The 12,569-nt window shown below is 73.1% G+C and carries 13 protein-coding genes and 3 pseudogenes; 12 read left to right on the forward strand and 4 right to left on the reverse strand.

What is annotated here, in order from left to right:
- From OFY01_RS10290 to OFY01_RS10320, 7 genes and pseudogenes are all read left to right on the forward strand, one after another.
- Positions 1–443, forward strand: a pseudogene (locus tag OFY01_RS10290) (ATP-binding protein); the annotation flags it as partial.
- 113 nt (positions 444–556) lie between these two features.
- Positions 557–991: a roadblock/LC7 domain-containing protein gene (locus OFY01_RS10295; protein ID WP_266598513.1), complete on the forward strand. Its 435-nt coding sequence runs from the start codon at positions 557–559 to the stop codon at positions 989–991.
- Between the two features lie 5 nt (positions 992–996).
- Positions 997–1,365, forward strand: a complete 369-nt coding sequence (locus OFY01_RS10300) for a DUF742 domain-containing protein (RefSeq protein WP_266598514.1) — start codon at positions 997–999, stop codon at positions 1,363–1,365.
- Positions 1,343–1,939, forward strand: a complete 597-nt coding sequence (locus OFY01_RS10305; protein ID WP_266598515.1) for a GTP-binding protein — start codon at positions 1,343–1,345, stop codon at positions 1,937–1,939. Before OFY01_RS10300 ends, OFY01_RS10305 begins: the two co-directional genes overlap by 23 nt.
- 230 nt (positions 1,940–2,169) lie before the next feature.
- On the forward strand, positions 2,170–3,198 hold the full coding sequence (gene tdh, locus OFY01_RS10310) for an L-threonine 3-dehydrogenase (RefSeq protein WP_266598516.1): 1,029 nt from the start codon (positions 2,170–2,172) through the stop codon (positions 3,196–3,198).
- Positions 3,199–3,239: 41 nt separating this feature from the next.
- Positions 3,240–4,457 carry a glycine C-acetyltransferase gene (locus OFY01_RS10315; RefSeq protein WP_266598518.1) on the forward strand — a complete coding sequence of 406 codons (1,218 nt, stop codon included), beginning with the start codon at positions 3,240–3,242 and terminating at the stop codon, positions 4,455–4,457.
- On the forward strand, positions 4,454–5,353 hold the full coding sequence (locus tag OFY01_RS10320) for a LysR family transcriptional regulator (RefSeq protein ID WP_266598520.1): 900 nt from the start codon (positions 4,454–4,456) through the stop codon (positions 5,351–5,353). Before OFY01_RS10315 ends, OFY01_RS10320 begins: the two co-directional genes overlap by 4 nt.
- Positions 5,354–5,383: 30 nt before the next feature.
- Here the strand turns inward: OFY01_RS10320 and OFY01_RS10325 are convergent, their stop codons facing one another.
- Both OFY01_RS10325 and OFY01_RS10330 read right to left on the reverse strand, forming a co-directional pair.
- Positions 5,384–5,776 carry a DUF302 domain-containing protein gene (locus OFY01_RS10325; RefSeq protein ID WP_266598522.1) on the reverse strand — a complete coding sequence of 131 codons (393 nt, stop codon included), beginning with the start codon at positions 5,774–5,776 and terminating at the stop codon, positions 5,384–5,386.
- A 63-nt stretch (positions 5,777–5,839) separates the two neighbouring features.
- Positions 5,840–6,121 (reverse strand): metal-sensitive transcriptional regulator, encoded by a 282-nt coding sequence (locus tag OFY01_RS10330; protein WP_266598524.1) that lies wholly within the window; start codon positions 6,119–6,121, stop codon positions 5,840–5,842.
- Between the two features lie 104 nt (positions 6,122–6,225).
- Here OFY01_RS10330 and OFY01_RS10335 point away from each other — a divergent pair, with 104 nt between their 5' ends.
- From OFY01_RS10335 to OFY01_RS10350, 4 genes are all read left to right on the forward strand, one after another.
- A complete protein-coding gene (locus OFY01_RS10335) occupies positions 6,226–7,272 on the forward strand; it encodes an enoyl-CoA hydratase/isomerase family protein (protein WP_266598526.1) in 1,047 nt (348 codons plus the stop codon).
- Positions 7,273–7,358: 86 nt separating this feature from the next.
- Complete coding sequence (locus OFY01_RS10340; protein WP_266598528.1) at positions 7,359–7,913, forward strand: DUF4352 domain-containing protein; 555 nt, start codon at positions 7,359–7,361, stop codon at positions 7,911–7,913.
- A gap of 230 nt (positions 7,914–8,143) precedes the next feature.
- Positions 8,144–9,640: an FUSC family protein gene (locus OFY01_RS10345; RefSeq protein WP_266598530.1), complete on the forward strand. Its 1,497-nt coding sequence runs from the start codon at positions 8,144–8,146 to the stop codon at positions 9,638–9,640.
- A 184-nt stretch (positions 9,641–9,824) separates the two neighbouring features.
- Complete coding sequence (locus OFY01_RS10350) at positions 9,825–10,877, forward strand: lactonase family protein (protein ID WP_266598532.1); 1,053 nt, start codon at positions 9,825–9,827, stop codon at positions 10,875–10,877.
- A 99-nt stretch (positions 10,878–10,976) separates the two neighbouring features.
- Here the strand turns inward: OFY01_RS10350 and OFY01_RS10355 are convergent, their stop codons facing one another.
- Together OFY01_RS10355 and OFY01_RS10360 are read right to left on the reverse strand one after the other, a co-directional pair.
- A complete protein-coding gene (locus OFY01_RS10355) occupies positions 10,977–11,912 on the reverse strand; it encodes a sirohydrochlorin chelatase (protein WP_266598534.1) in 936 nt (311 codons plus the stop codon).
- A 107-nt stretch (positions 11,913–12,019) separates the two neighbouring features.
- Positions 12,020–12,499 (reverse strand): annotated as a pseudogene (locus OFY01_RS10360) (ATPase); the annotation flags it as partial.
- On the opposite strand from OFY01_RS10360, the pseudogene OFY01_RS10365 reads away from it, so the two are divergent.
- Positions 12,495–12,569: pseudogene (locus OFY01_RS10365) on the forward strand (16S rRNA (guanine(527)-N(7))-methyltransferase RsmG); the annotation flags it as partial. The pseudogenes OFY01_RS10360 and OFY01_RS10365 overlap by 5 nt on opposite strands.

The following is a 12,569-nucleotide window of genomic DNA, read 5'->3' on the forward strand; positions in this document are numbered from 1 at the left end:
GTCCGGTCGCCCCCGGCCCGGCCGCGCCCGCCCCGGCCCCCCTCCCGCAGCGCACCGCGGGCGACGGGCGCCCCACCCCCGCCGACGCCCTGCCCGGCATCCGCTCCGCGGACCGTGCCCGCCCGGAGAACCCCGACGACCCGACCGCGCCGCGCGGCGACGCGGTGCGCGGCACCATGGGCCGCCCGCGGCTGCCGCGCCGCAGGGCCCAGGAGCACCTGGCGCCCCAACTGCGCGGGGGCCCGGCCAAACCGGACGCCGACGCCGCCGCGGAACCGGCCGGGCACGACCCCGGACTCATGGCGGCGTTCCAGCGCGGCATCACCCTCGCCGAGGCGGCCGAACCGCGCGCCGTCCCCCCGGAGCACTCCCGCGACGACCACGGCGAGCGTCACTCCCCGGGTCACGGCGGGGGCCGAACCGACCAGGGCGGTGCCGGATGAACCTCGCCGAACCCCGGGCCGGCCACGGCGCCAGCCTCCGGACCGGCGCTTCGGCCGTCCGTTTGACCAGCACCAGCCACCCACGCAGCAGTCCAACAAGGAGTCGATCCCCCATGGCGAGCGATCTGCCGACGGGCCATGTGTCCGATCTCGACTGGCTGATGAGCGGCCTCGTACAGCGCGTGCCGCACACCCGCAGCGCCGTGCTGCTCTCCTCCGACGGCCTGGTGAAATCCGTGCACGGGCTCGACACCGACAGCGCCGACCACATGGCAGCCCTGGCGTCAGGGCTCTACTCGCTCGGCCGCAGCGCGGGCGTCCGGTTCGGCGACGGCGGCGACGTGCGCCAGGTCGTCGTCGAACTCGACTCGACCCTGTTGTTCGTGTCGACCGCGGGCTCCGGCACCTGTCTCGCCGTGCTCGCCGGGCGGGAGGCCGACGCCGCCGTGCTCGGCTACGAGATGGCGATGCTCGTCAAGAGCGTGCGCCCCTACCTGGTCACCGCGCCCCGGCAGCCCGCCGCCGAGCCCACGGCGATGAGGAATTGACGGTGATGACCGGCCAGGACGGGCCCTGGCTCGACAGCGCGGCGGGCCGCCTCGTCCGTCCGTACACCATCAGCAACGGGCGGACCAGACCGAGCACGGCGATGGACCTGCTCACCCTGGTCATGGCCACCGGGACGACCCCCCTCGGCTATCTCGGCCCCGAGCACGCGCAGGCCCTCGACCTGTGCGAAGACCCGACGACGGTGGCGGAGATCGCCGGAAACCTGGGGCTGCCCGCCGCCGTCGCCAAGGTCCTGCTCTCCGACCTCGTCGACTGCGGGGCGGTCACCACCAAGCCCCCCATGCTCCACGACAACCCCACTGACCGGTCCCTACTGGAGGCTGTGCTCGATGGACTACGACGACAGCTCTGACATCTTCCCCACCGCGCTGAAGATCTTGGTCGCGGGCGGGTTCGGGGTCGGCAAGACGACCTTCGTCGGCGCGGTCAGCGAAATCGCCCCGCTGAGCACGGAGGAGCTGCTCACCACGGTCAGCGCGGCGACCGACGACCTCGACGGCATCGAGAACAAGGTCGAGACCACCGTCGCCATGGACTTCGGGCGCATCACGCTCGACCCCGAACACGTGCTCTACCTGTTCGGCACGCCCGGCCAGGAGCGGTTCTGGTTCATGTGGGACGAGCTGTCCGAAGGCGCGCTGGGGGCGGTCATCCTCGCCGACACCCGGCGCCTTGAGGACTGCTTCGCGGCCGTGGACTTCTTCGAGGAACGCGGCATGGGTTTCGTGGTGGCCGTCAACGAGTTCGACGGCGCCTACCGCTACGAGCCGGAAGAAGTGCGCGCCGCCATCGACCTCGACCCGCAGGTCCCGGTGGTCCGCTGCGACGCCCGTATCTCCAGCTCCGGCATCGAGACCCTGCTGACGCTCGTACGGCATCTGCTCGCGCACGCACCGGCGCCCTCCGGCCACGGGGCCCGCACATGACCCACGACGGGCCCGCCCGACTCCCGGCGGCCCCGGCCGGCCGGAAGGGACCCGGCCTGTAGGAAAGCTGCGGGCGCGGTTAAGAAATCCTCGATGGACCTCAGGCGCCGGTGTGCGCGAGAGTCCTCGGTGGCGGCGGTGTTCGGCCGCCGTTTCCACCATTTTCCGCACCGGGCCGTGCCCTGCTTCGTCGCGCCCTGCCCGCGTGCGCGACGACAGGAGCCGAGCCGTTGAAGGCACTGGTCAAGGAGAAGGCCGCCCCCGGCCTGTGGCTCACGGACGTGCCCGAGCCGTCCATCGGCCCCGGCGACGTACTGATCAAGGTGACCCGGACCGGGATCTGCGGCACCGACCTGCACATCCGCAGCTGGGACGGCTGGGCGCAGTCGGCCGTCAAGGCTCCGCTCGTCGTGGGGCACGAGTTCGTCGGCGAGGTCGTGGAGACCGGCCGCGCCGTCACCGACATCGCCGTCGGCGACACGGTCAGCGGCGAAGGCCACCTGGTGTGCGGCAAGTGCCGCAACTGCCTCGCCGGAAGGCGCCACTTGTGCCGCGCGACCGTCGGCCTCGGCGTCGGGCGCGACGGCGCGTTCGCCGAGTACGTGGCGCTGCCCGCGTCCAACGTATGGGTGCACCGCGTACCCGTCGACCCCGACGTGGCCGCGATCTTCGACCCGTTCGGCAACGCCGTGCACACCGCGCTGTCGTTCCCGCTCGTCGGCGAGGACGTCCTCGTCACCGGCGCCGGCCCGATCGGTCTCATGGCGGCCGCCGTGGCGAAGCACGCGGGCGCCCGCAACGTCGTCGTCACGGACGTCAGCGAGGAGCGCCTGGAGCTGGCCCGCAAGGTGGGCGTGAGCCTCGCCCTGAACGTCGGCAGGCGGACCATCGCCGACGGGCAGCGCGAACTCGGCCTGCGCGAAGGCTTCGACGTCGGCCTGGAGATGTCCGGCAACCCGGCCGCCCTGCGCGACATGCTCGCCAACATGACCCACGGCGGGAAGATCGCCATGCTCGGCCTGCCGTCCGAGGAGTTCGCCGTCGACTGGGCGCGGATCGTCACCTCGATGATCACCATCAAGGGCATCTACGGCCGCGAGATGTTCGAGACCTGGTACGCGATGTCGGTCCTGCTCGAAGGCGGACTCGACCTCGCCCCGGTCATCACCGGCAGGTACGCGTACACCGACTTCGAGGCGGCCTTCGACGACGCGGCGAGCGGCCGCGGCGGCAAGGTCATCCTCGACTGGACCGTCTGACCCGCAGCGCCGGACCTCCCACCCCGAGAAGGACTTTCGCCATGTTCGACAACGTACGCGCTGACATCCGCGCCACCCTCGACGAGATCGTCGCGGCGGGACTCGACAAGCCCGAGCGGGTCATCGGCACCCCCCAGTCGGCCACCGTCGACGTCACCGCCGGCGGCCGCCCCGGCGAGGTGCTCAACTTCTGCGCCAACAACTACCTCGGCCTGGCCGACCACCCCGACGTCATCGCCGCGGGCCACGCCGCCCTGGACCGCTGGGGCTACGGCATGGCGTCGGTGCGCTTCATCTGCGGCACGCAGGAGGTGCACAAGGAGCTGGAGGGGCGGCTGTCCGCGTTCCTCGGCCAGGAGGACACGATCCTCTACTCGTCCTGCTTCGACGCCAACGGCGGTGTCTTCGAGACGCTGCTCGGCGCCGAGGACGCGGTGATCTCCGACGCCCTCAACCACGCCTCGATCATCGACGGCATCCGCCTGTCCAAGGCCCAGCGCTACCGTTACGCCAACCGCGACATGGCCGACCTGGAGAACCAGCTCAAGGCCGCGTCCGGGGCCCGCCGCAAGCTGGTCGTCACCGACGGCGTCTTCTCCATGGACGGCTACGTGGCGCCGCTGGCCGACATCTGCGACCTCGCCGAGCGGTACGGCGCCATGGTCATGGTCGACGACTCGCACGCGGTCGGCTTCGTCGGTCCCGGCGGCCGCGGCACCCCCGAGCTGCACGGCGTCATGGACCGTGTCGACATCGTCACCGGCACCCTCGGCAAGGCCCTCGGCGGCGCCTCCGGCGGCTACGTCGCCGCCCGCGCCGAGATCGTCGCGCTGCTGCGCCAGCGCTCGCGCCCGTACTTGTTCTCCAACAGCCTCGCCCCGGTCATCGCCGCGGCCTCCCTGAAGGTCCTCGACCTCCTGGAGTCCGCCGGTGACCTGCGCGAGCGCCTCGCGGCCAACACCAGGCTGTTCCGCAGCCGGATGACCGAGGAGGGCTTCGACATCCTCCCCGGCGACCACGCCATCGCGCCGGTCATGATCGGCGACGCGGCGGTGGCCGCCCGCATGGCCGAGCTGCTCCTGGAGCGCGGCGTGTACGTGATCGGTTTCTCCTACCCGGTGGTGCCGCAGGGCCAGGCGCGCATCCGCGTCCAGCTCTCCGCCGCGCACTCCACCGAGGACGTCAACCGTGCGGTCGACGCCTTCGTGGCGGCCCGCGCGGAGCTCGGTTCGACCGGTTTGGGACAATCGGTCGCATGATCGAAGCGCGACGGCTGCACATCCTCCGTGCGGTGGCCGACCACCGCACGGTCACCGCTGCTGCCGCCGCGCTCTACCTCACCCCGTCCGCCGTCTCCCAGCAGCTCACGGCCCTGGAGCAGGAGACCGGCCACAAGCTGGTCGAGCGGGGAGCCAAGGGTGTGCGCCTCACCGCGGCGGGCGAGATCCTGCTCGCCCACACCAACGCCGTCCTGGCTCAGCTGGAGCGGGCCGAGGCCGAGCTCGCCGCGTACAGCACCGGCGAGGCGGGCACCGTGACGCTGGCTTCCTTCGCGACCGGCATCGGCCTGGTCGTCGGCCCGGCCCTCGCCCACCTGGCGCGCACCGCGCCCGGCATCCGGGTCCGCGTCCACGACGCCGAGGGCGACGCGAGCCTGCCGATGCTGCTCGACCGGCGGATCGACGTGGCGGTCGCCGTCGAGTACCGGGGCGCGCCCGGCGCCGACGACGACCGGATCACCCGGGTGCCGCTGTACGCGGAGCCGTTCGACGCGGTCCTGCCGACCGGCCACCGGCTCGCGGGCGCCGACCGGGTGCCGCTCGCCGACCTCGCCAAGGACACCTGGATCGGCCCCTACCCCGGCAACCCGTGCCACGACGTGGTCGTCCTCGCCTGCGAGAACGCCGGTTTCCCGCCCCAGTTCGACCACTCGTCCGACGACTTCAGGGCGGTCGTGGCCCTGGCGTCGGCGGGCGCCGGTGTGGCGCTCGTGCCGCGCTCGGCGCTGCGCGGTGTGGAGCTGGCGGGTGTGGCGGTCCGGCCGATCGACGGGGTGGCCCCCACGCGGCGGGTCTTCGCGGCGGTGCGCCGCGGGGCGGGCGAGCACCCGTTGATCCGGCCCGTTCTCGACGCGCTGCGGCAAGCCGCGCGGTAGCGGCACCGAGCGCCTGCCCGGAGGGCGCGCTCAGGCGTCGGTGAGGGACGCGAGCGCGGCGTCGAGGCGCCGCGTGGCCTCCTGCGCGACCGGCTTCATGGCGTCCAGACCGGTGAGCTGGACCATGGTGCCCGGGTCGACCGCCTGGACCGTGATGTGGTCGCCGTCGCTGCGCACCACCACGTTGCACGGCAGCAGCAGTCCGATGGACCGGTCCGCCTCGAGCGCCTGGTGGGCCAGCGGCGGGTTGCAGGCGCCGAGGATCAGGTAGTCCTCCATCTCGTGCCCCAGCTTCGCCCTGAGCGTCGCCTGTACGTCGATCTCTGTGAGGACTCCGAACCCCTGCTCGGCCAGTGCCTCGCGGACGGCCTTGACGGCGTCGTCGAAGGTTCCCCGCATGGTCACGGTGCGGTCGTAGGCCATGGTCTTACCTGCTTCCTGTGCGGGTCGTTTCCCGTGTGGGTCGGTGTGGGGCGCGAGCGCTGCTCAGGCCAGCGAGAGGAACAGCTTCTCCAGTCGGGTGCGCATCTCCTCGCGGTCCTCGCCGCCTGCGGTGTCGCCGTCGGTGAGACACTGCTGGAGTCCGGTCGCGATGATCGAGAAACCGGCCCGGTCCAGGGCGCGCGAGGCGGCGGCGAGCTGCGTGACGACGTCCTCGCAGTCCCGGCCCTCCTCGATCATCCGGATCACCCCGGAGATCTGGCCCTGCGCCCGGCGCAGCCGGTTGAGGACGGCCTTCAGCTCGGCTCCGGCAAGGTCAAGCTCCACGACGACTCCCTCCAGAGCCTTGGTTCGTATACCCCTGGGGGTAATGGTACGACACCGGTGATAGAGATGGCGGTGCCGCACCAGTGATCACGGAAGGAATACCGTTGTCCGCCGACGCCGAACCCGTGCTGCTCGCCACCGAGGGACGAGCCGCCCGCATCACGCTCAACCGGCCCCGGGCCCTCAACGCCCTCACCCACCCCATGGTGACCCGCATCGCCGACGCCCTCGACCTGTGGGAGCACGACCCCACCGTCGAGACCGTCGTGCTGACCGGCGCGGGGGAGCGGGGCCTGTGTGCCGGGGCCGACATCCGTCTCTTCCACGACGACGCGCGCAGCGGTGACGGCACCGCCTCGGAAGCGTTCTGGCGCGCCGAGTACACCCTCAACTCCCGTATCGCGCGCTACCCGAAGCCGTACGTCGCCGTGATGGACGGCATCGTGATGGGCGGTGGCGTCGGGCTCTCCGCGCACGGCGGGCTCCGCGTCGTGACCGAGCGGTCCCGAGTGGCCATGCCGGAGGTCGGCATCGGCTTCGTGCCGGACGTCGGCGGCACGTATCTGCTCTCGCGCGCGCCCGGCCTGCTCGGCACGCACCTCGCCCTGACCGGTGGAGCGGTCGGCGCGGCCGACGCCATCCTGTGCGGCCTGGCCGACCACTACGTGCCGTCCCGGGCACTGCCCCGACTCCTCGACGACCTCACCCGGATGAGCGCAGAGGAAGCAGTGGCCTGGCACGCCACACGGGCTCCGGACGGAGAACTGGCCGGGCGGCAGTCGTGGATCGATGCCTGCTACGCCGCCGACACGCTCGAGGAGATCGTCGAACGGCTCTCCTCCTGCGGGGAGCCGGAGGCCAAGGAGGCGGCGCAGACCCTGCTCCTCAAGTCGCCCATGGCGCTCAAGGTCACCCTCTCGGCGCTGCGTCGCGCGGCCTGGCTCGATTCGCTGGAGCACGTGCTCGACCAGGAGTACCGCGTGTCCTGTGCGGCGCTGCGCACGCACGACCTGCCGGAGGGCGTCCGCGCGCAGATCATCGACAAGGACCGCGACCCCGCCTGGTCCCCGGCCACGCTTGCCGAGGTCACGCACGCGGACGTGGAGCGGTGTTTCGCGCCGCTGGGTGAATGGGAGCTGGGCCTGGGCTGAGACCTGCTTGTCCCTGTTCGGCATGAACGTCGATCCGCCGGGCGCCCTCGCCTTGACGGTGTTTTTCACGAGCGCACAATTGAGGCATGCGGTACTTTCGCCGGCATCACGGAGCAGGTGTCATCCTCGGCGCCTGTGTCCTGGTCGGAGCCGTGGCGGGCTCGACTTCGTCGAGCGCCCTCGTCGCCCCCGCGGGCCCTTCCGTGCGGGGCGGCTGGGAGGCCGCGAAGGCGGCGCCCGGCAAGCACGAGGCGAAGTGGGGCCAAGCCCACAGGTACAAGGACGGCCTGACGGTCACCGTCGACAAGCCCCGGAAGTTCGAGCCCACCCAGTTCGCGGTCGGACACACGGTCGGCAATCAGGCGGTGAAGTGGCGCATCACCGTCAAGAACGGCACGAAGAAGACGTTCGATGCCACGCTGGTCATGGTGAACGTGAAGGCGGGCAAGGACGGCGACCAGGCGGAGCAGGTCTTCGACGATCCGATCAACGGCATGTACGAGGGCACCGTCACCCCCGGCCGCTCCGTCTCCGCGGAGTTCGCCTTCGACATTCCGAAGGGCCACCTGGGCCAGGTCGACGTCGAGGTGCAGCCCGGCTTCCAGTACGGCGGGGCGCACTGGGAGGGCTCCGTCAAATAGCCGGCCACCGTCGGCCGCGGCGGCGCCGGGGCTGTTGGTCCGTTGGCTCTGCCGTGGATGCTCCCCCACGGACGGTGCTGAGCCATTGGCTCAGTGATATGAGCCCGTGTTGAACCATGGCTATCAAAAATGCTGAAATGTATGCGTCGATGGCGCTGCGGGACCGGAGAGGTCCCCGCGGCGCCTTTCTCATGTGTGCGGATGACGGCAGACAAAGCGGGAGGGGCGACTTGCTGAAGAGGGCGTTCGTGGCGGCGGATCCGGGGCGGATGCGGCTGAGGTTCGCGGGCCGCGGTGTGCTCGGCGTCGGCTTCGCCGTCACGCTGTGCGGAATCGCCGGGCACTCGCTGGTGGCCGCCGTCACGGGCGGTCTGGCCGCGCTGCTCGCCCTGTTCACCGTGGCCGACCCGACCGTGCGCGGGCAGGCCGTCACGACGGCGCTGCTGCCGGTCGTCGGACTGCCGGTGCTCGCGCTCGCGGCGGTGCTGCACGACGCGCCGCCGGCCCGCGACCTGGCGTTCGTGGCGGTCGTGGGCGCCGGAGTGTACGCGCGGCGCTGGGGGCCGCGCGGGCACTCGCTCGGGGTCTTCGCGTTCATGATGTTCTTCGCCTCGCAGTTCCTGCGGACGACCCCCGGCGGACTGCCCGAACTGTACGCCGCCGTTCTGCTGTCGCTGGCCGCGTCCTCGGCCGTCAGGTTCGGCCTGTGGTGCTACGAGCGGCGGCTGCCCGCCCCGGCCGCCGTGGCGGCCCCGCCGGGCGGCGGCACCGGGCTCGCACGGATCACGACACGGCAGGCCGTGCAGGCGACGACAGGCGCCGCCCTCGCGCTGGCCGCAGGACAGGTGATGTCCGACCAGCGGTGGTACTGGGCCGTGGGCGCCACCTGGTGGGTCTTCGTGAACACGACGTCACGGGGCGAGACGCTCGTACGCGGGTTCCGGCGGTTGCTCGGCACGGTGCTCGGGATCGTGCTCGGCTTCCTGGTGGCCGTTCCGCTGCGCGGAGAGCCCGTCGCCACCGCCGCGATCATCGCGGTGAGCGTCTTCGTGATCTTCTATACCGCCGCGGTCTCGTACACGTGGATGATGCTCGCGGTCACCGTGATGGCGAGCATGCTGTACGGGCTGTTCGGCGTGCTCGACGCGGAGCTGCTGGCCCTGCGGGCCGGTGAGACCGCGATCGGGGCGCTCGGCGCCGTGGTCGCGGTGCTGTTCGTGCTGCCGGTCAGTACGCACTCGGTGACCGAGGCATGGGTCGAGCGGGCGCTGCGGTGTGTGCACGCCTGCACGGCGCGGGCCGCCGCGCGACTGGGCGGGGACGGCGACGCCGACCCCGCGCCGCGCGTGGCCGAGCTGGAGGCGATGCTCGCAAGGGTCCGGATGTCGCTCGCTCCGCTGGTCCATCCGTTCAGCCCCATGCGGGCGCGCAAGAACCGGGCCCGGCAGGTCCTCGCACTGCTCGACGACTGCGCGCGCGAGGTGCGCGGACTCGCCGCCGTCGCCGCCGACCCGGAAGCCTCGCACGACGCACGTCTGGCCGCCGCGTGCTGGCGCGTGGAGGCGGCGGTGGAGGCGCTCACGGCGCCGGGACCGGTCCGCCGCGACCCGGTGTCCGCCGCGGCGCCCCACCCGGCGCCCGCCGCCGAACCGGTCCTCGCCCACCTCCACGCCCTGGAACACGCCCTCGCCGAACTGGCCGTCCCGCTGCGCCGCGCCGCTCCCTAGGCGTATTGCCCCGAGAGGCTGGGGCCATGGGGTCGGCCAGGCCGCCCGGGTCCGGTCCCGTCCGACCGCGACCGCCCGATCCGCCGGGCAGGCCCTGGCAGCAGCAGACCGGGCGCCCCGCTGCTACGGTCGGCCCCTGCGGGCATCCGGTCCGTACGAGGACGTGGCAGCGGAAGGGGACGCGGTGAGTGACGGGCGGCAAGGGCGGGCGTACATCGGGTCGTTCACGGCGGCGGGCGGGCGCGGCATCGTCACCGCTGCGGTCGACGCGGCCGACGGCGCGCTCACCGTTCTCGACGCCACGGACGCGCTGCCCGACCCCTCCTTCCTCGCGCTCTCGGGCGAGATGCTCTACGCGGTGAGCGAGACGGACGACGGTTCGGTGGCGGCCCTGCGCACCTCCGCGGGCGCGGCACCGGCGCTCGCCGCGCCCTCCGCGCCGGTCGGCGGCGCGGGCCCCACGCACCTCGCCGTCTGGCACGGGCACGTACTGACGGCCAACTACGGCTCGGGCAGCGTCAGCACGGTGCGGCTGCGCCCCGACGGCACCCCCGACCCCGCACGCCGTCATGTCCTGCGGCACTCCGGCTGTGGGCCGCACCCACAGCGCCAACGCGCCCCGCACGCCCACCAGATCCTCCCGGACCCCAGCGGCCGCTGGGCGCTCGGCGTCGACCTGGGCACCGACTCCGTACGCGTGTGCGCCCTGGCCGACGGGGGACCGGGCGGGCCGGAGCTGACCGTGCACCGCGAGACGGCCCTGCGCCCCGGCAGCGGCCCTCGCCACCTCGCCTTTCACCCGTCCGGCCACCACGTCTACGTCCTCAACGAACTCGCGCCCACGCTCACCGTGTGCCGCTGGGACGGGGCCCTGGGCCTGCTCGAACCGATCGCCGAGGTCCCGGTGCTGCCGGGTGCCGCGCGCGGTGACGCCTACCCCTCGGCGGTCGTCGTCGCCCCGGACGGGCGGTGTCTGTGGACGGCGACGCGCGGCGAGGACGTCATCTCCGTCCTCGCGCTCGACGCGACGGGCGAGCGGGTCGCTCTGCGCACCACCACCCCGTGCGGCGGACGGTGGCCACGCGACCTGGCTCTGCACCCGTCGTCCCGTTTTCTGTATGCGGCCAATGAGCGCTCGGGTGACGTGAGTTGGTTCACCCTGGACGCGCGGACCGGGGCCCCCGCCCGGGGCGGCTCGGTACGGGTGCCGGCGGCGACATGCGTGGTGCTCGGATAGGCGAGGAGCCGCCCCGGCAACGGTCGAGGGGCCCGGGACATCCGTCCCGGGCCCCTCGACCGTGCGCTGTGGCCCGCTCAGCCTCCCGAAGAGACCCGCTCAGCCTCCGGAGGAGACCGGCTGGGGCGTGATGCCGAGCGCCGTCGTGTACTTGGCGAGCGCCAGCTTCCCCATCGCCGGGTATGCGCCGAGCGGCTCCGACGCCGCGCATCCCGCGTCCTTGACGGCGGCCTCCAGGACGCTCGGGTCGAGTTCGGGGCCGACGAGGTAAGGGGCGAGCGCCAGGTTCTGCGAGCCCGAGCCGCGCAGCTGCTCGGCGACGCCCGCCACCGAGCCCTCCGCGTCGAGCGCAGCGGCCATCACCGGCACGGCGAGGCGCGCGGCGAGCAGCATGCCGGTGATCCCGGCCGCCTGCACCGCCTCGTCACCGCCGACCGACGCCAGGATGATGCCGTCCGCGGCCGTCGCCACGGTGAACAGCCGGGCACGGTCGGCGCGGGCCAGACCGGCCTCGGACAGTCGCACGTGCAGGCCCTCGGCGAGCAGCGGGTGCGGGCCGAGCACGTCCGTCAGCTCGGCGGGGACACGGCTGTCCGCGATGGCCTGCCGGATCTCGCGCAGCAGCGCCCCGTCCGGGCCCGCGAGCAGCGACACGACGACCGCGACCGGGCCCGCGGGCTCCTGGGCCTCGGAGCCCGCGGCGACGGCCTGCTCGTAGCGCGCGGTGCGCTCCCTGGCGGCGTGCGCGAGGACCGACGTCAGCGACGGGAACTCGGCGGAGACCGGGAAGTCGGTGACCTCCCCCGAGACAAAGCCCACCCGGGCGTCCAGGCCGGGCAGCTCCGAGCGCGCGATGCTTACGACCTCGTCGGCGAGCATGCGTGTGGCGGCACTGGGCGTGCCGGGCACGGCGAGCACGAGGGCGGGCGAGCCCTCGGGTGCGGCCACGGGTTCCGGACGACGGTGCCGTCCGGGCTGGCGGGGTCGCGGCATTCGTACAGGCAGGCCGGATGCGGGCCCAGTGGGGGAGCTCATGGCGCCGCATGCTACTGGTTTCACCGTCCCCGACGCTCGGCCAGGGGGCAACTGTGAGGCAACCGTCCATGATTGTCCGATGAATGCCGGATGCGCTGTTCGCCCGGTCAGGCGTGTTCCGGCGTTCCGCTCGGAAGCGACAGCAGCCGCCCGTCCCGTGGCAGCCGCAGGCCGTCCGCCGCCAGGGCCGCCGCGATGACCAGCGCGCCGTGCAGCGGGTCACCCGCCGAGGGCACCACGCGGGCGCCGGGAATCCGTCGCGCCAACTCGGCGTGGAGCGGTCCGACCAGCGGCTCGCCCATCTTGAACAGGCCACCCGTGAGCGCCACTTCCCCACCGGACTCCGGGCAGACCGCGGCGGCGGCCTCCGCGATGTGCCGGGACGCCTCACTCAGGATGCGCGCGGCCACGGGGTCCTCGCCCGAGCACTGCGCCACGTCGGGCGCGAACGAGGCCAGGGCCGCCGGGCGGTCAGCGCGCGGATAGATCCGCTCCGGCAGCCCGGCCGCCGCACCGAACCGCGTCTCGGCGCGTGCGAGGAGTGCCGCGCTGCCCCCGGCCCGCCCGTCGTACGCCCGCAGCGCCGTACTCTCCGAGGTCGTGCCCGAGGGCGTCACGGTGTGCGACGTCGGTTCGGGCGCCGGGCTTCCGGGTATT

Source organism: Streptomyces beihaiensis (assembly GCF_026274175.1).
Lineage (GTDB): Bacteria > Actinomycetota > Actinomycetes > Streptomycetales > Streptomycetaceae > Streptomyces > Streptomyces beihaiensis.